At 37.2% G+C, this 23,386-nt stretch carries 25 protein-coding genes; 8 read left to right on the top strand and 17 right to left on the bottom strand.

Features of this window, described 5'->3' with window-relative positions:
- Positions 1 to 94 precede the first annotated feature (94 nt).
- The 11 genes from IM793_RS08100 to hemA form a co-directional block, all read right to left on the bottom strand.
- Entirely contained in the window at positions 95 to 655 is a 561-nt protein-coding gene (locus IM793_RS08100; protein ID WP_193420517.1) for a CopD family protein, read from the bottom strand.
- The gene (locus IM793_RS08095) at positions 652 to 1,398 is read right to left on the bottom strand and encodes a toxin (protein WP_193420516.1); all 747 of its coding nucleotides are present in this window, start codon (positions 1,396 to 1,398) and stop codon (positions 652 to 654) included. The genes IM793_RS08100 and IM793_RS08095 overlap by 4 nt, the downstream gene beginning before the upstream one ends.
- Positions 1,398 to 1,631, bottom strand: coding sequence for a hypothetical protein (locus tag IM793_RS08090; RefSeq protein ID WP_193420515.1), 234 nt, complete (start codon positions 1,629 to 1,631; stop codon positions 1,398 to 1,400). Before IM793_RS08090 ends, IM793_RS08095 begins: the two co-directional genes overlap by 1 nt.
- Positions 1,632 to 1,677: 46 nt before the next feature.
- On the bottom strand, positions 1,678 to 2,703 hold the full coding sequence (hemE, locus tag IM793_RS08085; RefSeq protein ID WP_193420514.1) for a uroporphyrinogen decarboxylase: 1,026 nt from the start codon (positions 2,701 to 2,703) through the stop codon (positions 1,678 to 1,680).
- 200 nt (positions 2,704 to 2,903) lie between these two features.
- Positions 2,904 to 3,419, bottom strand: a complete 516-nt coding sequence (locus tag IM793_RS08080) for a hypothetical protein (protein ID WP_121283715.1) — start codon at positions 3,417 to 3,419, stop codon at positions 2,904 to 2,906.
- Positions 3,419 to 4,123, bottom strand: coding sequence for a response regulator transcription factor (locus tag IM793_RS08075; protein WP_025146905.1), 705 nt, complete (start codon positions 4,121 to 4,123; stop codon positions 3,419 to 3,421). The genes IM793_RS08080 and IM793_RS08075 overlap by 1 nt, the downstream gene beginning before the upstream one ends.
- A gap of 8 nt (positions 4,124 to 4,131) precedes the next feature.
- On the bottom strand, positions 4,132 to 4,998 hold the full coding sequence (locus IM793_RS08070) for a sensor histidine kinase KdpD (protein WP_193420513.1): 867 nt from the start codon (positions 4,996 to 4,998) through the stop codon (positions 4,132 to 4,134).
- A 114-nt stretch (positions 4,999 to 5,112) separates the two neighbouring features.
- Positions 5,113 to 6,483, bottom strand: a complete 1,371-nt coding sequence (gene hemL, locus IM793_RS08065; RefSeq protein ID WP_193420512.1) for a glutamate-1-semialdehyde 2,1-aminomutase — start codon at positions 6,481 to 6,483, stop codon at positions 5,113 to 5,115.
- 98 nt (positions 6,484 to 6,581) lie between these two features.
- Positions 6,582 to 7,550, bottom strand: a complete 969-nt coding sequence (hemB, locus tag IM793_RS08060; RefSeq protein WP_193420511.1) for a porphobilinogen synthase — start codon at positions 7,548 to 7,550, stop codon at positions 6,582 to 6,584.
- A gap of 189 nt (positions 7,551 to 7,739) precedes the next feature.
- Complete coding sequence (gene hemC / locus IM793_RS08055; protein WP_193420510.1) at positions 7,740 to 9,320, bottom strand: hydroxymethylbilane synthase; 1,581 nt, start codon at positions 9,318 to 9,320, stop codon at positions 7,740 to 7,742.
- Between the two features lie 362 nt (positions 9,321 to 9,682).
- A complete protein-coding gene (gene hemA, locus IM793_RS08050; protein WP_193420509.1) occupies positions 9,683 to 10,909 on the bottom strand; it encodes a glutamyl-tRNA reductase in 1,227 nt (408 codons plus the stop codon).
- 135 nt (positions 10,910 to 11,044) lie between these two features.
- Between hemA and IM793_RS08045 the strand changes: the two genes are divergently transcribed.
- The 3 genes from IM793_RS08045 (at position 11,045) to IM793_RS08035 (ending at position 13,110) form a co-directional block, all read left to right on the top strand.
- Positions 11,045 to 11,428, top strand: coding sequence for a DoxX family protein (locus IM793_RS08045; protein ID WP_193420508.1), 384 nt, complete (start codon positions 11,045 to 11,047; stop codon positions 11,426 to 11,428).
- Positions 11,429 to 11,823: 395 nt separating this feature from the next.
- Positions 11,824 to 12,651 carry a S9 family peptidase gene (locus IM793_RS08040; protein WP_193420507.1) on the top strand — a complete coding sequence of 276 codons (828 nt, stop codon included), beginning with the start codon at positions 11,824 to 11,826 and terminating at the stop codon, positions 12,649 to 12,651.
- A 9-nt stretch (positions 12,652 to 12,660) separates the two neighbouring features.
- Positions 12,661 to 13,110 carry a UPF0158 family protein gene (locus IM793_RS08035; RefSeq protein WP_193420506.1) on the top strand — a complete coding sequence of 150 codons (450 nt, stop codon included), beginning with the start codon at positions 12,661 to 12,663 and terminating at the stop codon, positions 13,108 to 13,110.
- Here the strand turns inward: IM793_RS08035 and IM793_RS08030 are convergent.
- From IM793_RS08030 to IM793_RS08005, 6 genes are all read right to left on the bottom strand, one after another.
- Complete coding sequence (locus tag IM793_RS08030) at positions 13,107 to 14,381, bottom strand: mechanosensitive ion channel family protein (protein ID WP_193420505.1); 1,275 nt, start codon at positions 14,379 to 14,381, stop codon at positions 13,107 to 13,109. The two genes, IM793_RS08035 and IM793_RS08030, sit on opposite strands and share 4 nt — an antisense overlap.
- A 238-nt stretch (positions 14,382 to 14,619) precedes the next feature.
- Positions 14,620 to 16,599, bottom strand: a complete 1,980-nt coding sequence (gene ispG / locus IM793_RS08025; protein ID WP_193420504.1) for a (E)-4-hydroxy-3-methylbut-2-enyl-diphosphate synthase — start codon at positions 16,597 to 16,599, stop codon at positions 14,620 to 14,622.
- 350 nt (positions 16,600 to 16,949) lie between these two features.
- Positions 16,950 to 17,588: an RDD family protein gene (locus tag IM793_RS08020; RefSeq protein ID WP_227256177.1), complete on the bottom strand. Its 639-nt coding sequence runs from the start codon at positions 17,586 to 17,588 to the stop codon at positions 16,950 to 16,952.
- Positions 17,589 to 17,783: 195 nt separating this feature from the next.
- Complete coding sequence (locus tag IM793_RS08015; RefSeq protein WP_193420503.1) at positions 17,784 to 18,773, bottom strand: LiaI-LiaF-like domain-containing protein; 990 nt, start codon at positions 18,771 to 18,773, stop codon at positions 17,784 to 17,786.
- A 5-nt stretch (positions 18,774 to 18,778) separates the two neighbouring features.
- The gene (locus tag IM793_RS08010) at positions 18,779 to 19,474 is read right to left on the bottom strand and encodes a PspC domain-containing protein (protein WP_193420502.1); all 696 of its coding nucleotides are present in this window, start codon (positions 19,472 to 19,474) and stop codon (positions 18,779 to 18,781) included.
- A gap of 19 nt (positions 19,475 to 19,493) precedes the next feature.
- Positions 19,494 to 20,183 (bottom strand): SDR family oxidoreductase, encoded by a 690-nt coding sequence (locus IM793_RS08005; protein WP_193420501.1) that lies wholly within the window; start codon positions 20,181 to 20,183, stop codon positions 19,494 to 19,496.
- 147 nt (positions 20,184 to 20,330) lie between these two features.
- Here IM793_RS08005 and IM793_RS08000 point away from each other — a divergent pair, with 147 nt between their 5' ends.
- Genes IM793_RS08000 through IM793_RS07980 form a run of 5 tightly spaced genes read left to right on the top strand, consistent with a single transcriptional unit; the run spans position 20,331 to position 23,350 of the window.
- Complete coding sequence (locus IM793_RS08000; protein WP_056851567.1) at positions 20,331 to 21,065, top strand: ABC transporter permease; 735 nt, start codon at positions 20,331 to 20,333, stop codon at positions 21,063 to 21,065.
- Entirely contained in the window at positions 21,065 to 21,817 is a 753-nt protein-coding gene (locus IM793_RS07995; protein ID WP_086547603.1) for an ABC transporter ATP-binding protein, read from the top strand. The genes IM793_RS08000 and IM793_RS07995 overlap by 1 nt, the downstream gene beginning before the upstream one ends.
- A gap of 23 nt (positions 21,818 to 21,840) precedes the next feature.
- Positions 21,841 to 22,083: a DUF2281 domain-containing protein gene (locus IM793_RS07990; RefSeq protein ID WP_193420500.1), complete on the top strand. Its 243-nt coding sequence runs from the start codon at positions 21,841 to 21,843 to the stop codon at positions 22,081 to 22,083.
- Entirely contained in the window at positions 22,083 to 22,472 is a 390-nt protein-coding gene (locus IM793_RS07985; RefSeq protein WP_193420499.1) for a type II toxin-antitoxin system VapC family toxin, read from the top strand. Before IM793_RS07990 ends, IM793_RS07985 begins: the two co-directional genes overlap by 1 nt.
- The gene (locus IM793_RS07980) at positions 22,469 to 23,350 is read left to right on the top strand and encodes a class I SAM-dependent methyltransferase (protein ID WP_193420498.1); all 882 of its coding nucleotides are present in this window, start codon (positions 22,469 to 22,471) and stop codon (positions 23,348 to 23,350) included. The genes IM793_RS07985 and IM793_RS07980 overlap by 4 nt, the downstream gene beginning before the upstream one ends.
- Positions 23,351 to 23,386 lie beyond the last annotated feature (36 nt).

Below are 23,386 nucleotides of genomic sequence, written 5' to 3'. Positions count from 1 at the left end.
GCTGACCACCAAGGCACAAAGGACACCAAGTTTTTTTGACACCTTTAATTACAAACAATATTCTTTGTGCATTGGTGACTTTGTGGTTTAAAGATTATTCGCCACTTTTTTTACGATAATTTTTATACAGTTTAACTGCAATCATGATGGCCATTGCTACGCCCATTATGCCAACTAAACCGTAAATCCAGTTAATAGCGCTTTTAAGAATCACAACAAATACAATGGCAATCATAAAAATGGTAGCCAGTTCACGCCATAACCTCAACTGAAAGCTAGTTAGTTTATACTGATCATTTTTAAGCTGCTTAACGATGTTTTGACAAATGAAATGATAGATGAGTAAGCCAATTACAAAACCTAGCTTTACCCACATCCAATCGGCTTGAAGCAAGTCTGGATTTAAAGTTAGCATAGATACCCCTGCCAAAACAGAAATAATCATGGCCGGGGTAGCAATAATCTTCCATAAAGTAGCTTCCATTTTAACAAACTGTTTTTGGAGGATACTTTTTTCAGGTTCAGGTTTATCTTTAGCTTCGGTATGGTAAATAAAAAGACTTAAAATATAAAATAAACCAGCCATCCAGCTAATTACAAACACAATGTGTACAGCTTTAAAATATTGGTAAAATGGCAATAGGATTTCTATCATTGTTTTATTTTATTCAAAATGTAAGTATCAATCCAATTTGGGATATTAGTAAGTTGTAGATTTAATATTCCATCACAAATTTCACCAACATAATTGTGTTTTGTTTCAGAATTGTCCCAAAGATAGGTTTGATCTACTTTTTTAAGCATCTCAATTAATAAATCCATTGTCAAAAAATATCGTTTCTCAATCTTTTCTGCATCAACTAAATGGCCTCCTTTCGAAACCCGATCCTTTACTCGTTCTAAATTCATCTTTGGTGTCTCAGTACCAATAAAATAAAGATAGACCTTATAATTATTACGATGAGCAAAATCGATAAGATCTAATTTAGAAGCATGTGAAAACACCGTTTCGAAGCTGAAAGACTTTTTATTTCTGATTAATGAGTATCGAATAAAATCAGCGACAATGGCAAAATGATAAGAATTATAAATTGTTGAGCTTGATAAGGCTTTAACAATAACATTTTCTCTTACAGCTAAGTTCCAGTTTTTTTTGTCAAATCCAGCTTTTATGAAAAGTCCATTTTGAAAGCAAAACGATTCAAAATCTTCATTAGTAGCATCGATTTCAAAATCAGATAAGTTTAGAAAATTCTTCTTCTTAAATTCTTCTTCCAATAAACCTGCATTAACAAAAATTCGGGTGGAGAAATAGCTTGATTTTATAGAATCAAAAAAAGTAGTTTTACCAGAACCATTTGGTCCTGCAAAAATCCTTAATTTAAGTTTTTTGGGCATTAAAAAAGCTTAATTCTCTTTACAGAAACTCTTCTTCTTTTAAAATTACCTTCCGCTACTTTAACTGTATCTCCGTTGTTGAATGTTCTGTAAACACCATCCGCTTTAACTTCGGTCCTACCTAAATTTAAGGCATCAACAACCCTTAGAACATCCTCCATCTTCTTATTAACGGCTCTAATTAATTGTTTAATCGGCAGCTTATCCTCATCATTCAAAGATTTAACAGTCATACTATTGAAGTTATAAAGCTAATATACAAAAAATCAAATGATTCGGTTAATACCTAAACTCCTTCACCACATCAATGGCATACTTCACATTATCGAAAGGAATATCAGGCATAATACCGTGACCTAAGTTGAAGATAAATCCTTCGGTACCGCGCATACGTTCGAATAACTTGTGGATTTGTGCTTTAATTACTGCTTTATCTGCGTATAAAATATGTGGATCTAAATTCCCCTGAACAGCAATACCAGCAGGCAAAGCATTTTTAATGTTCAATAAATCTGCATTCCAGTCAACTGAAATTACGTCTGGTTTAGCTTCTGCCATAATCGGTGCAAAAACCGAACTTCCTTTACAGAAAGAAATTACCGGAATATCTTTCCTATTCAAGTTGGCAATAATTTCCTGGATATAACGGTGAGAAAACTCCTGATAATCATTCCATGATAAAGCAAGCGCCCAACTATCGAAAATCTGCACTGCATTAACGCCGGCAGCAATTTGAAGGTTAAGATAATCGGCTGTTACTTTAGCAATTTTAGCCAAAAGTTTATGTGCCAGTTCTGGTTGGTTGTGTATAAATAACTTGGTTAATTTAAAATCTTTAGATGAACCTCCTTCAATTAAATAACTCATTACTGTAAATGGTGCACCAGCAAAACCAATTAAAGGAATGTCTCCATTTAAGCGTTGTTGAATCACTTTAATGGCATCAGCTACATACTGCAATTCGTCCAGACAATCAACATTTAGGTTTTCAATGTCCTGGGCATTACGTACAGGGTTTGCAAACTTTGGACCAACACCTTGGGTAAAACTCAAATCGCCACCCATAGCCTCACCTGTTACCAAAATATCACAGAATAAAATCGCGGCATCAATTCCTAATAAATCAACAGGTAACATCGTTACGTCGGCTGCAATTTCGGGAGTCTTACACATCTCTAAAAAAGAGTATTTGTTTTTAATTTCCCAATATTGTGGCATAAAACGACCTGCCTGACGCATCATCCACACTGGCGGGCGTTCTGTTTGTTTTGAAAATGCAGCGTCTAAAAATAAGTTATTCTTCATGATTTGTATTTCGTGTCACTACGCGTCATGCTGATCCGATAGCTATCGGATTATTTCAGCATCTTTTTTAGATCCTGAACTGAATTCAGGATGACTAATAGCTTAAAATTTAATTGGGCAAAGGTATTAAATAAAAAAAAAACGAAGTACCTTTTTATCAAAAACTGGTGCTTCGTTTATTCAAAACGACAATAGTCCTATTATATTTTGCTTATTTCTTTTTCAATCTTAACGATAATGTCTTTCGAGCGTTGCGATTCGGCAAGTTCCTTAGCCAATTTAGTATAAGCTTCGGCCCTTTCTCTGTCTTTCTTCCGTAAAGCGAGATTAGCCAAATGGATCAGCACATACGATTTCTCGTTTTTTCCGCCCACCGGAAAACGACTCGCCAACTGAAAGTGATATTCAGCCTTATCGTAGTCTTCTTCCTTCAAAGCCATATTGCCTTGCATAAATTCGTAATAACCCCTTCGATTTTTAGCTAAGCGCTCTGGCTTAACCACCTCTGCCAATAAGGCTTTGGTTTTACCGAATTCGTTATTTTTGAAATGTTTCGATGCCATCAAAACTGAACTATGCTTAAAATGGCTCCAAACAACAAAAGCAAATAAAAGCCCTGAGACAGCGGCTAACTGGTATTGATTGTAAAAAATACAAACCAACGCAGCCAGCACAAAAACTGCCATTAAAGCATATCTGCCTTTATTATTGTACATTAATGACTATCAGTAAACTTATAGCCTACACCACGGATGGAGTGGAAATAAACTGGATTTTTTTGATCTGGTTCGAAATACTTACGGAACGTTAAGATGAAATTATCAATCGTTCTGGTTGATGGATAAACATCATAATTCCAAACGGTTTCTAAAATTTGCTCTCTCGAAACGGCATCGTTTTTACGCTCGATCAACAGTTTCAACAACATCGTTTCTTTTTTGGTTAATGGCGTAATGGTACCATCATCATGTTTCAATTCGAAAGAGTTAAAATAGATCGTTTTATCACCGATTTTGTAAGAATTTAATTCTTTTAAATCGTCAGATTTTAAACTGCGTTTAACCAAAATACCCACACGAAGAATTAATTCTTCTAAGTTAAATGGTTTAACCAAATAATCGTCAGCTCCTTTTTTCAAACCTAAAACACGGTCTTCCGAAGTGTTTTTAGCTGTTAAAAACATAATCGGAACTTCTGCATTCTCTAAACGGATTGTTTCGCAAACCTGGAAACCATCCATTTCAGGCAACATTACATCTAAAATAATCAGATTGAAGCGTTCTTCTTTAAAAATTTTAAGAGCGGTTTTGCCATCTTTAACGGCGTGAACTTTATAACCCTCAAGTTCAAGGTTTAATTTGATAGCATCTAACAAGTGATCCTCGTCTTCTACCAATAGAATTCTTAATTTTTGTGACATAATTGAGATTAACTAAATGTTACTTCAAAAATACTTCCTTGAGGCAAATTGTCTTTTACTGTAATATCTGCATCATGGTATTGTAAAACCTCTTTCACAATAAACAAGCCTAAACCTGTTCCTTTCGCTTTTCTGACATTCTCGTTACCAACGCGGTAAAACTTATCAAATATCAACATTTTTTCCGCATCTGAAATACCTGGCCCTTTATCTATAACACTTAAGTGAATATGACCATCTACATCATTTAAATGCACATTTATCTCATCGCATGGACTTGAATACTTAACTGCATTCTCGATCAAATTGGTTACAACTGACGATAAGGCAAATTTGTCACCCATTATCTGCAAATTTGGCTGAATTTGGGCACTTATCAATTGTTCGTTGCCACAAGAGTGAACCTGTAACCGATCGGTGATTTTATATACCAGTTCTGAAAAATTAAATTCCTCTTTCGGAAAAGTGTAAGAACGGTTTTCGATCTTGGTAGCCAATAGCATATTTTCGACCAGATCGTCCAAACGCTCAATATCTTTTAACGAATTATTTAATAAGGAGATTTGACGTGCTTTATCCAAATCCCGTTTAACAATAGTTTGAATGGAAAGTTTGATTGCCGCTAAAGGAGATTTTAATTCATGAGTAATCGACATTAAAAAGTTCTGTTGCTGTTCTCTTAATTTATCTTCACGTTTTAAGGATTGATGGAGAAAGTAGCCACCAATACAAAGCAAAAATACAAATACCGATCCTTCACCCATAATCATCGTCATGCGACTGGGTTGCAAACGCACCACCAATGTTCCCCATGAAATGAGCTGAATCATCGCATAAAGCAATAATGCGTAAAATATAATTATAGATTTCTTCATTTATCAGTTTTTCCTTCGGGTTGATTACACAGATTGGGTGATTACACAGATTATTTTTCTCCATGGTTCGTGTCTCCACGAACCATCGCACAGTATCATATAATGGGTTAAAAGCTACTTCTTAAATACCAAATCTAATGCTTCAAAAATAGCACGTTTCGCTTTCTCCAATTCAATCTTTGTATGTGCTGAAGATACGAAACCAACTTCGTATCCCGATGGACCTAAATAAATCCCTCTATTCAATAATTCCCGGTGCATCACTTTGAATTTCTCCATGCTTCCAGCATCGATGTCATCAGCCGATTGGATTTTATCTTTATCGGTAAAAGCAAACCAGAAGATAGAGCCAATGGTAAATACTTTAAATTTATAATTACGCGCGGTGGCAAAACGCTGAATACTGGCTACAAATTCTTGTGCCTTATTATTCAGGTCTTTGTAAAAACCCGATTTATTTAATTCTGTTAAAGTGGCAATTCCAGCTGCCATAGCCACAGGATTCCCAGATAACGTGCCTGCCTGGTATACACCACCATCAGGAGAAATATGCGCCATAATTTCAGCGCGCGCACCATACATACCAACGGGTAATCCACCGCCAATGATTTTGCCATAAGTAACAATATCAGGCGTAATACCATAATGTGCTGCTGCTCCTTCAAAACCTACCCTGAAACCAGTAATTACTTCGTCAAAAATTAAAAGGGAACCATTATCGGTACAAATTTTACGCAAAAAATGAATGTATTCTTCATCCTGCATGATTAAACCGTTATTCGCCGGAATACCTTCGATAATTACCGCAGCAATCTGATCTTTAAACTGCGCAAAAGCTTGTTCGATAGCTGTTTTATCATTTAAAGGCACCACAATGGTTTCTTCAGCAAAAGATTTTGGTACACCTGCTGAGGAAGTTTCTCCAAAAGTAACCAGACCTGAACCTGCTTTAACTAAAAGCGAATCGCTATGGCCATGGTAACAGCCTTCAAATTTTAAAATCTTATCCCGACCGGTAAAACCTCTTGCCAAACGTATAGCCGACATTACCGCTTCGGTACCCGAACTGGTGAAGCGGATCTTTTCAACAAAACGGTTGTTTTTAATAATCAGCTCAGCCAATTCATTTTCTAAAGCCGTTGGCGCACCAAAGCTCATTCCATTCTGCATCACCTCGGTAACTTTTTCGCGGATTTTGGGATTGTTATGCCCCAAAATTAGTGGCCCCCAGCTACCACAAAAATCGATAAATTGATTACCGTCGGCATCCCAGATAAAGCAGCCGTCCCCTTTCTCGATAAAAAGTGGCGTACCATAAACAGATTTAAAAGCCCTTACCGGAGAGTTTACCCCACCAGGGAAATACGTTTTTGATTTCTCGTACAGTTCCGCTGATTTTACTCTAGAAATATCAGGTTTACTCCCTGTATTTACCGGAATATCGGCTTCGTTGCCTGAAAACATTTTCTTTAATGAATCTAACATTTTTATTAAGCTAAAAGCTGAAAGACTAAAGCTTAAAGCGAAAAGTAAAGCGCTATAAAATAGCTTTGGTCTTTTGGCTTTTAAGCTTTCAGCTCAAATTACATCCAATTGTTATTTAAAATATCTTTAATATGGTAAGTGGTAACAATGCTTGCACCTGCACGGGCAAAGGCATGCATCGTTTCCATTACTACTTTTTGTTCGTCTATCCAACCGCGTTCCGCAGCTGCTTTTACCATGGAGTATTCGCCAGATACATTGTAAACAGCAATGGGTAAATTGGTGTCCTGTTTTAACCTTTGGATGATATCCAAATAAGCTAATCCTGGTTTCACCATTAACACATCAGCGCCTTCCCGTTCATCCAGCTGCGCTTCTCTTAAAGCTTCCAGCGGGTTTCTGAAGTCCATCTGATAAGCTTTTCTATCGCCTTTGCTTGGTGCACAATCCGCTGCCTCTCTAAAAGGTCCGTAATATGCAGAAGCAAATTTTGTAGCATGACTCATAATAGCTGCATTTACAAAACCGTTTTCATCTAAAAGATTACGCATAGCTTCAATCCGGCCATCCATCATATCCGATGGCGCAAACATATCAGCACCAGCTTCGGCATGCGTTAAAGCCATTTTAGCGATTACCTCAACTGTTTTATCATTTTGAACATAGTCGTTTTCTAAAATACCACAATGGCCGTGACTGGTATAAGAACAAACGCAAACATCGGTAATTACATATAAATCATCACCGAATTGTTTTTTCAACTCGCGCACCGCCGTTGGCACTAAAGAATGATCATGATAAGCTGATCTTGCATCTTCAGATTTTTCGTCGCCAACGCCAAACAACATAATTTTGTTGAGCCCTTTTTTTATGCCAACTTCAACATCTTTTATCAAAGTATCAACCGAATAATGGTTTACACCTGGCATTGCATCAATGGCATGGATGACATTATTGCCCGGCACAACGAAATAAGGGTACACAAACATATCTTTCGATAACCTTGTTTCGGCTACCATCTCTCTCACTAACGGATTTTTCCGTAATCTTCGCGGACGATTTAACATTTTTTTGTATCAAGTATTTAGTATCAAGATTTGAAGTATCGAGATTTTAGTATCGAGTATCAAGACCTGAATATCTTTTAATTTTTTCCTAATGGGGTGATTACACAGATTTTTGGATTTTACATTTAGTATTAAGATTTAAGTATCGAGTATCAAGACAGGAACATTTAACCCTAACCTCCCTACCCTCTACCTTACTTCTATTCCAAAAACTGCTTCAGCCAATCCAATTTCATCAGGCGAGTATGGCAAAGTATAATTCACGCCCATTTCATCAAACTTCTTACCTGTAGAGTTTCCAATAGCAATTACCTGTTGCTCTGGCTCCAATAAATTATCAGCAAAATATGCATCAACATTTGAAGGGCTGGTAAAAATGAGCACATCAGCATAACTCTGATCGATATCTTCTTCAATTACCGTTTCATAAATTGGCAGATCGATTATTTTAGCATCGGCTGGTAATGATTTCTGAATAGACTGCAAAGAATCCTGTGCTCTTGGAAACAATATTTGCTGACCGCTAACCAATTTTGCAAAATCTTCAGCTACTTCAGTAATATCGCCACTTTCACCAACAAAATCAGCAACATGATTAAATTTACGTAAAGCATCTTCTGAACCTCTTCCCACCACACCAAACTTTGTTTTCTTTGGCAGTACCGGTTTTAAGTTGAAAAAATATTCAACGCTGTTGCGGCTACTGAAGAAAACCCAGTCTACATGCTTCAAGATAAACTGATCTAAAACAGTTACTATCGGGAACGTCCGAATTAATGAACGTCCTTCTATTTCAATATTATTATTTTCTAATGCCCTACGGAAATAACTGTGCTCGCCGATTTCCCGTGAAATGAAAACCTTTGCTGGCTTCTTTCTTTCTGCATTAAATTTGCTTACAATTTTTTCTGCTAAACCTTCGGTACTTTCTGCACGCAAAAACAAACGCTCAGGAAAATGGTCAGCGGTTTCGGCTTTTGAAGTCCAAATTTCGAATTTTCCGTTTTCCTTTCTGCAATAACAGCCTAAAGGCATGTGGCAGCCACCTTCAAAAAGATTTAAAACCTTACGTTCTAAGTTTACTGTTTCCGCGGTCTCCGGATCATGCAGTTTTTGCAGTGCATCAAAAAGTTCAGTATCGTTTTCCCTGATCTGAATGGCTAAAGCGCCTTGTGCGGGAGCAGGAATAAACTCAGTGGTTTCCAATTCTTCCACATGTAAATCACTCACATCAAGATTTAAGCGCTTAACACCAGCTTTTGCAATCAGAATGGCATCGTAATCTTCATCACGGAGCTTTTGGATACGGGTGGGTACATTCCCACGGAGATCCTCAACCTCTAAATCAGGACGTAAGCCCAATAGCTGGGCTTTACGGCGATTGGATGAAGTACCAACCATAGCACCTTTTTTTAACGATAGCTTTTGCGAAACATCTACACAATCTTTTAAAATCAAAAGATATTCACTTGCTTCCTCTCTTGGTGGTAAAGCCGCGATAATTAATCCTTCGGGATGTGTAGTGGGTAAATCTTTAAGGCAATGTACAGCCAGATCAATTGTTCCACCCAAAAGTTCTTCTTCCAATTCTTTGGTAAAAAAGCCTTTGCCTTCCAGTTTATCTAATCTTAAATTCAGGATTTTGTCGCCCTGAGTTTTAATGATTTTTATTTCTGCTTCTATTCCAATTACAGACAATTCATTTTTTATATGATTTGCCTGCCATAAAGCCAGGTCGCTACCGCGTGTTCCAATGGTTAATTTCTTCACTATAAAGGTTAAATGAGTTGCAAATTTAATTTAATTAGTGGTTTATACCATGAATTGTTTAAAAATGAGACAGTGAGGTTACAGAAGAGATAATTTAAAGGATTTCTGTGACATTAGGAGACTAGTTTATCCTATTCGTGGTGTAAGATGTTACCATCTTACATTAATCCCTTTGATAGGCTAAGTCAGGTGACAATACCCGAATTCACTATCCTCCAGTATAATGATAAGAAATTCGTTATGGGAAATGCCTGGTAAAAGAAAGATCCTTCATTTCATTCAGGATGACACAACCGAAGAATGATAAAAACTGAAATTGGTGTTCTTTGTGCGCTAAACTTAGCGATCTTTGCGGTTAAACCTTAAGATTGATTAACCAAAATTTCTTTAGCCATTACCATCGGAACGCTGATGTATTTTTTCTCCATGTAGTTCATTACACGTTCTAAAACTTCACGCGAGGCTTCATCCATTTGACCAATTTCATCTGCAAACACGCCATTTATGGCTGTATTTTTGATTTCTTTAATCTTTCTTGGCACTTCTTGCATTGCTAGTTCGATTCGGCGCTGTTTTAAAACAGAGAAAAATTCGGTAATGTTATTGCTGATAATTTCTTCGGCATGCACCAGTTCATTATAACGTTCCTGGATATTTTTGCGTGCCACCTCTTTCAGCGATTCGACTTCAATATAATGTACAGGATTGTTATGGATTACTGCAGGTGTAACATCATTTGGAATGGCTAAATCGACTATTACCTTTTTGCCCTGATCGCCATTTAACAATTTAGCGTATAAAGCTTCGTCAATAATCGCCTCGGTTGAACCCGTACAGGTAATGATCACATCAAATCCTTCATTAAAATCTTCAAGTGCTGCCAAAGGATAAGCCTTACCACCCAGCTCTCCTGCCAAAGATTCGCCCTTAGAAAGCGTACGGTTGAAAATTGAAAAATTGGAGTATTTATGTTTGTTGAGGTATTTTGCTATATTCTGATTGGTTTCGCCCGCGCCAATAATTAAGATCCGCGAGTTGCCACACATATTTAACTCTTTTAGTTTGCGGTAGGCCAATGAAACAACAGAAACCGGATTTTTCGAAATATTGGTATGCGTGTAAACTTCTTTTGCAGTTTTAACAACACGATCCATAATCATCCGCATGTAATCGCCGGTAAAACCAGCATCACGGCAGTTTTCGTAAGCTTTACGGATTTGTGCAAGGATTTCCTTTTCGCCAACTACCAAACTCTCTAAAGAACATGATGTTCTGAGCAAATGGTTAAAAGCTTCTTCGTTTTCGTATACCGTAACATTATCCAGGAAACGCTCCATAAATTCAGGAGGCAATCCCATGTCTAAAACAGTAAGAAACCTGGTTACAAATTCCTTGTCGGTTTTCTCTTTGGTAAGAAAAACAAACTCCACGCGATTACAGGTTCCGATATAGAAAATTTCGCTAACGGGAAGTTCTGCCTGAACATTCTTCAACCTGCTATCTAAACTCTGATCACAAATAACTAATTTCCCTAAAGATTTCAGGTCGATGTGGTGATGCGTAAAAGCTATTACTTTTAAATATTCCAAGTGCTTCCGTTATTAACTATTATCGGGATACAAAAGTAACATGGTGAAGGCATGTGACTGTCATTAACCTGTAATTTACATCAATTTAGAACGGTTTTAAATAACAACCCTCTAAGATTAAACTATATATCGATCATGATAAACAGACCAATTTATAAATTTTTTCTCTGGGTTTATGCCCTTTTCTACGTTCTGGCAGGATGTAACCATTTTTTATCCACTACAGTCTATTACGGCATCATGCCAAAATGGTTGCCTGCACATGGATTTTTAATTTATTTTTCCGGAGTATTAGAAATCGTTTTCGGTTTTTTATTATTGATTAAGAAGACTAGAAAGCTGGCCGCTGTACTGATTATCATGATGTTAATTGCCTTTATGCCTGCGCACATCTACATGATCCAAAAGGCACCTTTTATATTGGGTGAAATGCTGGTAACGCCATTTATAGCGTGGGCGAGGTTGCCACTTCAGTTGTTGCTTATTGGCTGGGCATCGTATTATTACACAAAAGAATAAGGTATTATTAGGCTGTTTAATTTTTATAGCAAATATTACATAGCCTTTTGCTTTCACGATGAGCGTAATGGATTGATTTTATTAATGTGTTAAAATGGTCTTCGACTACGCTCAGACTGACATACGAATTAATTTTATTTAATTTTTAAACAGGCCCTATTAAAATAATATGCTTTTTTTGAAGCGCAATGCCAGTGCAATTGGGAAAGGTACTGTCCTGCTGTACATTGCAATCCTTTTGGATAAAATCTTTAAACAACAATTCATCGGTTCCAAAAGGGATTTCCATTTCCATCAGGGCTATTATACTAAAAGTTGTAATCAGTTTCTTACTATCCCAAATACAACAAAATTAGATTTTGTAGGTTTATATTTTATACCAATTCCTTTAAACTATGATTACACAAAACAATTTTAGCCTTAGCGGTGCTGACGGAAAATTAATTATCGGCGACATCACTTTTGATGAAAAAAATCCAAATACGCCCATCATACTCTTTATACATGGCTTTAAAGGTTTTAAAGATTGGGGGGCTCATAATCTAGTGGCCAGGCATTTTGCCGGCAATGGTTACCGTTACATCAAGTTCAATTTATCACATAGCGGTGTTCCTGTTGATGATCCTATTGACGTAACGGATATGGATGCCTTTGCCAGTAATACCGTATCGAAAGAACTTTTTGATGTAAATGCGGTACTCGATTTTATCGAAAAAGCCTACGGTAAAGACACCAAGGTAAACTTGATCGGCCATAGCCGCGGCGGTGGCTTATCCATCATAGAGGCTTCTAACGATTTAAGGATCAACAAACTGATTACCTGGAGTGCCATTGCCGATTTTGCCAGCCTGTGGAAAAAAGAACAGGAGGCAGAATGGAAAAAGAACGGCAAAATATTCGTCACCAATGCCCGTACCAAAGAGCAGATGCCATTAAATGTTAGTTTATTGGAAGATTTAGAGGAAAATGCAGCTGCATTGAATATTTTAGATGCAGCAAAAAGGGTAAACATTCCCTGGTTGATTATCCATGGCGATGATGATGTAAATGTTCCTCTTGAAACCGCACAAACTTTGGCAGAAGCCAATCCGGGCAGCAGGTTGGTTAAAATTGAAGGTGCTAATCACGTGTATGGTGCAACGCAGCCTTATACCAGTGAAACTTTACCACCGCTTTTGTTTAAGGTTGGTGAAAAGGTTTTGATATTTTTGGGGGAAGAATAATTAAATGTTATGACTGCTTTAACCTCAGAACAAATTAAAGAAATTGCAGACACAATCGATTGCGGTTTCGTATGCCACTGGAACATTAAAAATAACAGCCTGATTTTTATACCAAACGACGAAGGCTTTGATCCTGCCGACAATGATGCATGGGACGAGGATATAAAAGAGTTAAAAATAAATTCAAGTGAGTATAAGGAAATTGAAAAACCAGATTCGACTGAGTCTTTTAGGTTTATGAAAGATTTCACAGATGAGTTACCCGATAATACACGGATAAAAGTTACACTAATCGAGGCACTTAATAAAAGAAAACCTTTCAGAGAATTTAAATATGAAATAGATAATTCAGGAGATTACCGACAGCTGTGGTTTGATTTTAAAAATCAAAAAATGATTGAGTATGTAAAGGACAGGATTGAAGATATTATTATGCTAGAGAACGCCGGGGATGATTAATCATCCCCTCTCCTTACAAAATTACGCATATCACTTCCACTAGGGCTTTGGAAAATCTCCAAATCAAAATAGGGAACCGCAGCCAACAAGTGGTCAAAAATATCGGCAGCCACTTCTTCAAAACGTTTTAAACCTTTCTCTTTCGAGAATACATAAATTTCAATCGGTAATCCGTTTTCTGTAGCCTGTAACTGGCGTACCATAAAGGTGAGTTCCTTATTGATATGCGGATTGCTTTCGAGGTATTTTTCAGCATAAACCCTGAAAGTACCAATATTGGTCATGTGGCGACCGTTAACCAAGTTATTTGGGTTTACCGTATTTTCGGCGTTATAACGTTCAATAAAAGTTTGAGTTTCTTTCAGATAATCCTTTAAAAAATCGATGCTCTGTAGCCTCCCGATCAGTTCCTCATCGCAGAATTTAATACTGGAAATTTTAATGTTAATGTGGCGCTTAATCCTCCTGCCCTCACTTTCTTCCATGGCACGCCAATTTTTGAACGACTCACTTACAATAGCATAACTAGGCACAATGGTTACCGTTTTATCCCAGTTACGTACTTTAATGGTAGTTAAATTAATCTCTGTTACTTCGCCATCGGCGCCGTATTTTTCTACTGTAATCCAATCGCCTACCCTTACCAGATCGATGGCACTCATTTGTACAGAAGCTACAAAACCTAAAATCGGGTCTCTGAAAACAAGGATAAAAACAGCAGTAACGGCACCGAAACCACCAAATACATATAGGGGTGATTCACCTAGAATAATTGATAGAATTAACACGAAGCCAACAATATAAAACACAATTTTGGCTACCTGTTTGTAACTCCTTATGGGCTTATCAGCATATTTCTTTGATGATTCCATAATGGACACCAAAGCATTCAGAAATGCATTTACAGCAAACATTACAGCTAAAACCATGTAGATTTTAGCAAATATTAAAGCATAAAATAACCCGTTTTTAAAATCAATAAAAAGATAAGGAACAACATTATGAATAATGTATGCTCCAAATATTAGGGCAAATGCCCTAAAAACCCTAAACTCGAACAACGCCTTTTGCCAATCGGATTTGGTTTTGGCACTTTTTACGACAACGATAAAAGCCTGTCGAGTTACAAAAATAGTGATAAATAAGAATAACGTAACGCCTACCAGTCCGATGAAAAAATAAGAATAAACAAGTTCACTACCGACAAAGCCTTTACCAGCCAGCCCGTTTCTAAGTTCACTAAACAGGTATTGAAACTCGGGGATATTCATCTAGGCAATTTAGTATTTATTGGTCAGAAAATTTAATGTTGCTCTGGTCTTTGTCATTCTGAATGCAATGAAGAATCTGCTGTGAGAATATTGGTGCTGTTAAAACTATGCTAGTATTGATAATGGCGCCATAGTTTGTAATTCGGTGCTACCAGGATATAGATTATTCGCTGCGCTAAAAATGAAAGTATAGTGGTCTGTGAGGCACAGACCACGGAGCTATTAAACCTCTTTCCTATTAATTCTTTTCTACCCAGTTTCCATCACCTTTAATGATATCGATGAGTTCATCCAAAGCATAAGCCGTAGTCACATTTTTCTTTACCACCTCTTTACCACGGTATAAAGTAATTTTATCAGGTCCGGTGCCAACATAACCGTAATCGGCATCAGCCATTTCGCCCGGACCATTAACAATACAGCCCATGATACCAATTTTGATACCTTTTAAATGATCGGTACGCGATCGGATGAGTTGTGTGGTTTCTTGTAGATCGAAAAGTGTTCTTCCACAACTTGGGCAAGAAATATATTCTGTTTTACTGATGCGTGTACGTGTTGCCTGTAAAATTCCAAAACTGGTTGAGTTGATCAACGAGAGATTTTGCCCTTGTGCGTCAATCCATATGCCGTCGCCAAAACCATCAGTAAATAAAGCACCAATATCGGTAGCGGCATAAAGCATTAAATGATCAGCATCTGCATCCTGGTAAGTCCTTTTAATAATTATCGGAACCTGATTTTTTTGTTCTTGCAGGGCTACAAAAAAGGCCCTTTGCTCGGCCATGCCATGTATTGCAGAAGTCTCTAGAATTAAAACAACCGTACTATCCAATTGTGCAATTGTTGTATTGCTAAATTGTTTTGAATCAATCTGTAAAAAATTCAAAAATTCATCTTTAACATCCGCTGAATCATATTCTGCAAGCGTAAATAAAGGATGGCAATTGTTTTTATCGTTAAGTTTTAACCAGGCTTGATAATTATAAACCTGTTTTAAATTTCCCGGAAAAGAGAAAGAAGGTAAATTATCACCTAAATAAGCTAAATCGCAAGCCTGATCGGCCAAGTTATATTTATCTAAACCTGCACTATAGTTATAACCAACCGAACTTAAAAAGTAAGGATCTTTTAAATTTTCTTTCGAAACATCAATCATTACAACCGGATGGTGACCACCACCAATGTGCTGAACCGGAGTGGTAATGCGGCGGTTGTATTCATAAGGAGAGTAAGTTGGGCGTGGGACGTGAGGCGTTGGGTGTGAATTAATCGACTCCGGATTTTCGACTTCGGACTTCGGACTCCTCAAAGCATAGCGGTCTGCCAAAGCTTTAGCTACGGGTGCTTCAAATTCAGGATCTTCGGTTAGGGAAACACGAATGGTATCGCCCAGTCCATCTTCTAATAAAGTTCCAATACCAACGGCCGATTTAATGCGGCCATCTTCGCCGTCACCAGCTTCTGTAACGCCTAAATGCAAAGGATAATTCATGCCCTCTTTAGCCATGGTTTCTACCAGTAAGCGATAAGCCTGAACCATCACCTGGGTATTGCTGGCTTTCATCGAAATTACCAGGTTATAGTAATTCTGGTCTTCGCACATGCGGATAAACTCCATTGCCGATTCAACCATTCCGCGGGGTGTATCGCCGTAATGGCTCATAATCCTGTCAGATAATGAACCATGATTGGTACCGATGCGCATGGCCGTACCATACTCTTTACAGATTTTAACTAAAGGGATAAACTTTTTGTAAATCCTGGCCAGCTCTGCGTTATAAGCATCCTGTGTATATTCTATATTTTCGAATTTCTTTTTATCGGCGTAGTTACCTGGGTTAACACGCACCTTTTCTACAATCCTGGCGGCCATTTCGGCAGCATTTGGTGTAAAATGGATATCAGCAATTAGCGGCACATTATAACCTCGAAAACGCAGTTCTTTTTTAATATTAGCCAGATTTTCGGCTTCTTTAATGCTAGGTGCGGTGATGCGAACATATTCGCAACCCGATTCTACCATGCGGATCGTCTGTTCTACCGTACCCAAAGTATCCATGGTATCGGTAGTGGTCATCGATTGTATACGGATCGGATTGTGCCCCCCCAATGCGATATCACCAATGTTTACTTCCCGGGTTAAATACCTCGAATAAGTGGTTAAACTGTTGCAATATCCGCCAGCCAGATCATGTTTTGCCAATATATTTTCCATCTGTTTGCAAAGATAAGGATTGTTGGAATGTTTTAATGTTGGAATGTTGTAATTAAATCGGCCTGATTATTTCAGAAAATCAAAGCTTTTGTTTTTGGAAACGGGAGAGCAATATTACTTGGAAAATGTAGCCCGCTCCAGCTTCTGCCGATGGAAATATCGGCATCCCGCTTTGATCGGGTTTATTTTTAACGGTGGGTGGGTTTAGCATCATTGCACTGGCCTAAGTTTCATAAACGGGATGGAAGCGGCATCCTTTTGCTGTCAGCTAGATTAGAGTCGAAGGACAGCCAAAGATATAGCGGACAGCCCGGGTAACGAAAATAGATGTGATAATCTTGCTTTTCTAATCAGATCAATCTATCTTTTATGACCAAAGTATTTGCAGCAATATCATGCCAGCACTGGTTTTTCTTATTCAAAAAGCTATATAAATAACCAAAAAAAATAGGAATTACAGATAAGATTTTAGAAAAATTCCTTACCAAGGAAATACCAAAAGAAATCCGGCTTCCTTCTAAATCAGTTACTTTAATATTGAGCAGTTTTTTACCAATGGTGGCCTGACCGGCTGATGCCTCTGCAATACTGCCATAAATGAGTTTTATAATAAATATGGATGGGAATGGGATCAGAAAAGCCATAATCCGCTGATCTTTTCCTTCAATAAAAATATAACTCGTTAAAATAATGATGCTATATATTCCAAAAATAATAAAATGATCAATTACTGATGCCAATAATCTTTGATCAAAAGCGGCGAAATATTGAGGTGCAGTTTTTTGATAGCTAAAACCTAAAAGCTCACGCAATTCGGGAATTGCATGAGCTTCTTTATAATCGTCCATTCCAGGTTTGCGTATAAAAGTATTCGCACTGATGTTTAAATCTTTCAGTTCGTTTAAACTATACGGCCCTTGTGGCTTACCATTAATTACAACTATATATACTTTTTCTTTATCAGGATTCATTGGATTATAAGATTTCAAGATCAGCGTTTTATAAAAGTTAGACCGACTAAAGCCTTACACCCTCCACCTTAAAACCTTCTGCCTTTATATCAGGATTCATTAGATAGGATCAGGATTGTTTGGATTTTAGGATTGCAGGATCAAAAACTCTATTAAGACTTCAGTTAGCGAAGTCTAAGCCTTACGCCCTCCACCTTAAAACCTTCTACCTTCCTAATATCTGCTTACCTCAAAGTTACTCAATCCGCCATCTAAATTGATAAAGATTTTTTTAGCGGAAGTTTTATAATTAGAAGTTTCGTAAACACCATCGCTCAATTTCTCAAATCCATCGAAATCTTTAGCTGATAAACCTGTTTTGGTTCTAATCCTGCAGCCTGAGTTAGTAGGAACTTTGATTTTAACATCGGCAACACCCGATTTTACGATTACATCGGTTATTGGCAATAAATCTCCGAATTTAATATCCAAAGCTGCAGCTCCACCATCAAATCGGAAAGTACGTACTTTGTAATTGGCAAAGTCAAAGTTTGCTTCGCCAGCCCCCAGTTTCATCAATATATCCCAGTTGGCTTCTTTATTTAATTTGAAGTCAACATCGTTACCACCATCACCAAAATTCCATTTATTCTTTTTATCGTCCATTTGGAACGTAAGCACGGTAGCACTATCAGTAAGGACTTTCTTTAAAGAAAAGTTGCCATGTTTTTTCTTTACATCTGCATTGATCAACTCAGCTGTTTCACCATCAAGATTAAAAGAGATGCCACCTCCGGAAATATTTAATACCGTTTTTTTTGCATTATCTGCAGCTACAAATGGTTCAGATAAACTTAAGTGATTATATGATGTGTCGTTATCATGATCATCGTCGTCGTTATCGTTGTCGTCATTATTGTGTTCAATATTAATGTCGACATCTTTTTTAAATTGACGACCCCACCAACTGCCGTGTTCGGGAACCTGTTGGCCTTTATAAAAAAGGAACGACAGGGCCACCACTAAAACACCAAGAGAAATGATGCTGCCTGTTTGCGAATTGTTTTTATTAAACAGGATATTTAAGCCTGCTATAATTAAGAATACCGGCCAAAAGCTCCAAACATTGCGCCAATAAAAAGTGATTACGCCAAAGTTTTCGAGTAGAAGTACACCGCCAATAAAAAGCAGGATAATACCCCAGATTAATCTATCTAATTTCATTTTAATTATACTTGAGGGTTAGCGGATGTTGAATTATCATCTTTGTTAACTGGTGTCGCAGGTTCATTTTCTTCAATGGTTTCAGAAAAATCAGCTGTTTTTTGTTGCTCAGCTTCCTGTTGGTGCTGAAAAGCCGCCCAGTCATTCTTTCTTTTTGATTTGGCTATGATACTTATGCCTAAAGCAATAAATATTAACGGCCACATGTACCTGAATAAGTTGCGGATGCTAAACCAATCAGGTATAAAATCCATTTCTCGCATCAGGAAAAAACATCCTACTACGAGCAGCACCAATCCGCCTATCGTGCGACCAGTATCATTAGATTTATTGAATTTGTCGAAATTGGGCTGCGTTTCAAAAGGTGTTTTCTGTGTACCGTCCACAGGTTGTGTCCAATTCTGATTTTCCTGATTAGCAGGTCCGGCAAAGGGATCGGCTGTTCCAAATGGTTGTGGATTTGGGTTTTTATTACCGAAGTAATCATTAAATTTTGAGAATCTTGCCGCCGGATCGTTATTAACCGGAACAATAATCCACATTATAATATAGGCAACCAAGCCTCCTCCAGCCATAAATATTGCCGATAATGCAAACAATAACCTAATTATGGTAACCTCCACCTGCATGTAATCTGCAAGTCCCGAAGCTACACCGGCAATCATCTTATCGTGTTCGTTTCTAAAAAGCTTCTTTTCCATAACGTTGTTCATTTTGTGTTTAAAAATCAAGCGGGGTAATCAAAACCTCATCTACATTTACCCCTTTACTTAAGTTTAAAATGGTAAACAAAGTTTCTGCAATATCTTCTGGCTGTACAAATTTTTCATCGGGAATTGTTGTTCCCTCCCAGGATGAAGTTTTAGTAGAGCCTGGCAAAAATGCAGTTACTTTAACATTGTGAGGTGCTAACTCTTGCCGCAATACATGATTAAGACTTAACATCGCTGCTTTTGTTACACTATAACTGCCTCCATTTTTTACAGGTACTTTACTGGCGACCGAACAGATGTTAAATATATGGCCTCGCTGAGCTGAACGCATTTTTTTCCCAAAAAATTTACTGATGTAATAACAGGCATTTGTGTTTAAGTGCTGTTGCTTTTCGAAGGTTTCGTCATCCTCATCAAGCATGCTGCCAGGCAAAAAGATTCCCACGTTGTTTACTAAAACGGTTACGTGATCAAAATCTACATTGGTCGAATTTAAAAAATTATATACTTCTTCTTTAACCGAACAATCAGCTGAATGCGTAAAAACAGCATTCCCATAAGGAATTAATTCCTGCCGAAACTTTTTGAGTTCATCTACCCCCCTTGCTACCAAAATTAAATCGTATCCATTTTGAGCAAATTTAGTCGCAATAGCTCTGCCAATTCCTTTAGTTGCACCCGTAATTACAGCTTTCATTATTTATGGTTTAATTTTTGTTGACAAAAAACCATATTTATATTCAAAACCACGAATATTTTTACAATTAACAAAGCGCTCCAACTTTTTTATCGTTTCTTTGTAGTAGTATAGAACGATCATTTAAATTAAGCAAATACATACGGAATGAATTTTACCAATTTCGGCAGATACATCCTGCTACTCAAGTCTGTATTCAGAAAGCCGGAAAAACTGAAAATATACCTGAAAGAAATCGCCAAACAAATGGATTATGTTGGTGTAGGCTCTTTAGGTTTAATTGCCATTATCTCTACTTTTATAGGTGCAGTAATGACTTTACAAATTGCTTTCCAGTTGGTTAGTGATTTTATTCCAAAAACAATTATCGGTTCTGTAAACCGCGACTCCAGCATCTTAGAGTTAAGTCCAACTATTAGTGCAATTGTTCTGGCAGGAAAAATAGGATCAGCCATTTCATCAGAAATTGGTTCGATGCGTGTTACTGAACAGATTGACGCTTTAGAAATTATGGGTATAAACGCACCTGGCTACCTTATTCTTCCTAAAATTATTTCGGGCATAACCATGGTACCCATGTTGGTGATCATTTCTATGTTTTTAAGTATAAGCGGTGGATATATTGGCGGTTCTATTTCTGGGGCGGTTACACCTTCAGAATATATTCAGGGTATTACCACTGATTTTAATCCTTATACCATCGTAGTAGCACTAGTAAAAGCTTTCGTATTTGGATTCATCATTACATCAGTTCCGGCGTATGAAGGTTTTTATGTTCGTGGCGGTGCTTTAGAAGTTTCGCAGGCCAGTACCAGAGCAGTTGTAATTAGCTGTATCTCTATTCTTGTTTGCGATTATTTAGTTACTCAACTTTTATTGTAATGATCGAAATTAAAGATATTTATAAATCTTTCTCCGGAAATGATGTATTGCAAGGTATTTCCGGAAAGTTTGAAGAAGGTGTAACCAATTTAATTATTGGTGGTTCCGGATCAGGAAAAACTACTTTACTGAAATGCATGGTTGGTTTGCATCAGCCAGATTCGGGCTCGGTATTGTACGATGGCCGCGATTTTACACCAATGACTTACGAGCAACGTATTGAAGTACGTAAAGAAATTGGCATGTTGTTTCAAGGCTCTGCCCTGTTCGATAGTATGACTGTTGAAGAAAACATCATGTTTCCATTAAACATGTTTACTGATCAAAGCAGAAAAGAAAAGCTGGAAAGAGTTGATTTTTGTTTAGAACGGGTAAACCTTGCGGGTAAAAACAAATTATTCCCGGCAGAATTATCTGGTGGAATGAAAAAACGTGTGGGTATTGCACGTGCCATTTCTATGAACCCAAAATATTTGTTCTGTGATGAGCCTAACTCAGGTTTAGATCCAAAAACTTCGATCGTAATTGATGAGTTAATTCAGGAAATTACCGAAGAATACAAAACCACAACCATTGTAGTAACACACGATATGAACTCGGTTATGGGTATCGGCGATTACATTTTGTTCTTACACGAAGGAAAAAAATTCTGGGAAGGTAGTAATAAAGAAATTGCACATACAGACATTAAGGAACTAAACGATTTCGTATTTGCCAGCCGCTTCATGAAGGCTGCAAAAGATAAGTTTTAAGAAAATTCTTATATTTGTTTATTATGACTGCGGCTACAAAAAATATCATTCACAAATTAGAAACCTTACCAGAAAGCATGGTAAACGAGGTAGAAGATTTTATTGATTTTTTAAAAGTCAAACATTCGAAGAGCTTTCCTAAATCGGAAAACGAAAAAACAAATATTGTCGAAGAACCAAAAAGCTTGTATGGTGCTGCAAAAGGCTTATTTATCATTCCTAAAGATTTTAATGATCCAATAGACGATTTAAAAGATTATATGTAATGCGTCTTTTACTCGATACGCATATTTTCATTTCATTAATTAATGAAGATCATAATCTTGATCAGTCAACAATAAACAGCATTATTGATTCTGAAAATGAAAAATTTATAAGCATTGCCAGTTTATGGGAAATCATTATAAAGCTTAACATAGGAAAACTGATTATTACCAGAAACCTGGAAGAGATGTATGAGGTAATAAATAATTTCAGTATATCAGTATTGAATATCCAAAAACAACATCTTGACAGGTATTTGGCTTTGCCTTTGATCCATAGAGACCCATTTGACAGATTGATTATTGCACAGGCATTAGCAGACAATCTCACTTTGATAACTGACGATCAATACATTATAAATTACCCAAATTTAAAGTTATTTAATACATGATACAATTACTTGCCCCAACTCATTGGAAAGATTATGAACTGATTGATTGCGGGGATTTTGAAAAATTAGAACGTTTTGGAAATGTAACCCTTATCCGTCCTGAGCCTCAGGCGGTATGGAAAAAAACATACTCAGAACAGGATTGGAAAAAAACGGCCAACATCACTTTCAGGGGCCGTTCGGCTACTTCGGGCGAATGGGTAAAGAAAAACCAATCTATTCCTGATCGTTGGCATGTAGAATATAAAAATGATGAAGTGGCCATTAAACTCCGCTTAGGTTTAACGTCTTTTAAACACGTGGGCGTATTCCCCGAGCAGGCAGTAAACTGGGATTTCATATCTTCATCGATTAAAAAATTTAAAACACCACAGCCTAAAGTTTTAAATCTTTTCGCCTACACCGGTGCCGCATCACTAATTGCCAATGCAGCAGGTGCAGAAACTACCCATGTTGATTCGATTAAACAGGTTGTTACCTGGGCAAATGAAAACCAGGAGCTTTCAGGATTGAAAGATACCCGTTGGATGGTTGAGGATGCATTAAAATTTGTAAAGAAAGAATTAAAAAGGGGCAAAAAATACAATGGTATTATTCTAGACCCACCAGCTTATGGCCACGGTCCTAATGGCGAAAAGTGGAAACTCGAAGACCATATCCAGGAAATGATGCAGGATGTAGTACAATTATTAGATGAAAAAGAACATTTCTTAATCTTAAATACCTACTCCCTTGGTTTTTCTTCGGTAATTGTTGAAAATTTAATCCGTACTTCTTTTCCTTCGGTTAAAAATCTCGAAACAGGAGAATTGTTTCTACAGGCTACATCAGGCATTAAATTGCCATTAGGCGTTTTCGGTAAATTCTGTAATGTGTAAATGTTAATTACTTTATTTTAAACTATCAGATTTCCG

The sequence above is a fragment of the Pedobacter sp. MR2016-19 genome (assembly GCF_014947265.1).
GTDB lineage: Bacteria > Bacteroidota > Bacteroidia > Sphingobacteriales > Sphingobacteriaceae > Pedobacter.
This window is presented reverse-complemented; position numbering and strand designations above follow the sequence as displayed.

What these genes read in the sequence shown, in the direction of transcription:
- IM793_RS08100 (WP_193420517.1), bottom strand. Translation starts at nt 655, where the DNA reads ATGATAGAAATCCTATTGCCATTTTACCAATATTTTAAAGCTGTACAC.
- IM793_RS08000 (WP_056851567.1), top strand. Translation starts at nt 20,331, where the DNA reads ATGAATTTTACCAATTTCGGCAGATACATCCTGCTACTCAAGTCTGTA.
- hemL (WP_193420512.1), bottom strand. Translation starts at nt 6,483, where the DNA reads ATGTTAGATTCATTAAAGAAAATGTTTTCAGGCAACGAAGCCGATATT.
- IM793_RS08010 (WP_193420502.1), bottom strand. Translation starts at nt 19,474, where the DNA reads ATGGAAAAGAAGCTTTTTAGAAACGAACACGATAAGATGATTGCCGGT.
- IM793_RS08035 (WP_193420506.1), top strand. Translation starts at nt 12,661, where the DNA reads ATGACTGCTTTAACCTCAGAACAAATTAAAGAAATTGCAGACACAATC.
- IM793_RS08075 (WP_025146905.1), bottom strand. Translation starts at nt 4,123, where the DNA reads ATGTCACAAAAATTAAGAATTCTATTGGTAGAAGACGAGGATCACTTG.
- IM793_RS07980 (WP_193420498.1), top strand. Translation starts at nt 22,469, where the DNA reads ATGATACAATTACTTGCCCCAACTCATTGGAAAGATTATGAACTGATT.
- IM793_RS08005 (WP_193420501.1), bottom strand. Translation starts at nt 20,183, where the DNA reads ATGAAAGCTGTAATTACGGGTGCAACTAAAGGAATTGGCAGAGCTATT.
- IM793_RS08090 (WP_193420515.1), bottom strand. Translation starts at nt 1,631, where the DNA reads ATGACTGTTAAATCTTTGAATGATGAGGATAAGCTGCCGATTAAACAA.
- hemB (WP_193420511.1), bottom strand. Translation starts at nt 7,550, where the DNA reads ATGTTAAATCGTCCGCGAAGATTACGGAAAAATCCGTTAGTGAGAGAG.
- IM793_RS08015 (WP_193420503.1), bottom strand. Translation starts at nt 18,773, where the DNA reads ATGAAATTAGATAGATTAATCTGGGGTATTATCCTGCTTTTTATTGGC.
- IM793_RS07995 (WP_086547603.1), top strand. Translation starts at nt 21,065, where the DNA reads ATGATCGAAATTAAAGATATTTATAAATCTTTCTCCGGAAATGATGTA.
- ispG (WP_193420504.1), bottom strand. Translation starts at nt 16,599, where the DNA reads ATGGAAAATATATTGGCAAAACATGATCTGGCTGGCGGATATTGCAAC.
- IM793_RS08080 (WP_121283715.1), bottom strand. Translation starts at nt 3,419, where the DNA reads ATGTACAATAATAAAGGCAGATATGCTTTAATGGCAGTTTTTGTGCTG.
- IM793_RS07985 (WP_193420499.1), top strand. Translation starts at nt 22,083, where the DNA reads ATGCGTCTTTTACTCGATACGCATATTTTCATTTCATTAATTAATGAA.
- IM793_RS08095 (WP_193420516.1), bottom strand. Translation starts at nt 1,398, where the DNA reads ATGCCCAAAAAACTTAAATTAAGGATTTTTGCAGGACCAAATGGTTCT.
- IM793_RS08070 (WP_193420513.1), bottom strand. Translation starts at nt 4,998, where the DNA reads ATGAAGAAATCTATAATTATATTTTACGCATTATTGCTTTATGCGATG.
- IM793_RS08030 (WP_193420505.1), bottom strand. Translation starts at nt 14,381, where the DNA reads ATGAATATCCCCGAGTTTCAATACCTGTTTAGTGAACTTAGAAACGGG.
- IM793_RS08040 (WP_193420507.1), top strand. Translation starts at nt 11,824, where the DNA reads ATGATTACACAAAACAATTTTAGCCTTAGCGGTGCTGACGGAAAATTA.
- IM793_RS08045 (WP_193420508.1), top strand. Translation starts at nt 11,045, where the DNA reads ATGATAAACAGACCAATTTATAAATTTTTTCTCTGGGTTTATGCCCTT.
- IM793_RS07990 (WP_193420500.1), top strand. Translation starts at nt 21,841, where the DNA reads ATGACTGCGGCTACAAAAAATATCATTCACAAATTAGAAACCTTACCA.
- hemE (WP_193420514.1), bottom strand. Translation starts at nt 2,703, where the DNA reads ATGAAGAATAACTTATTTTTAGACGCTGCATTTTCAAAACAAACAGAA.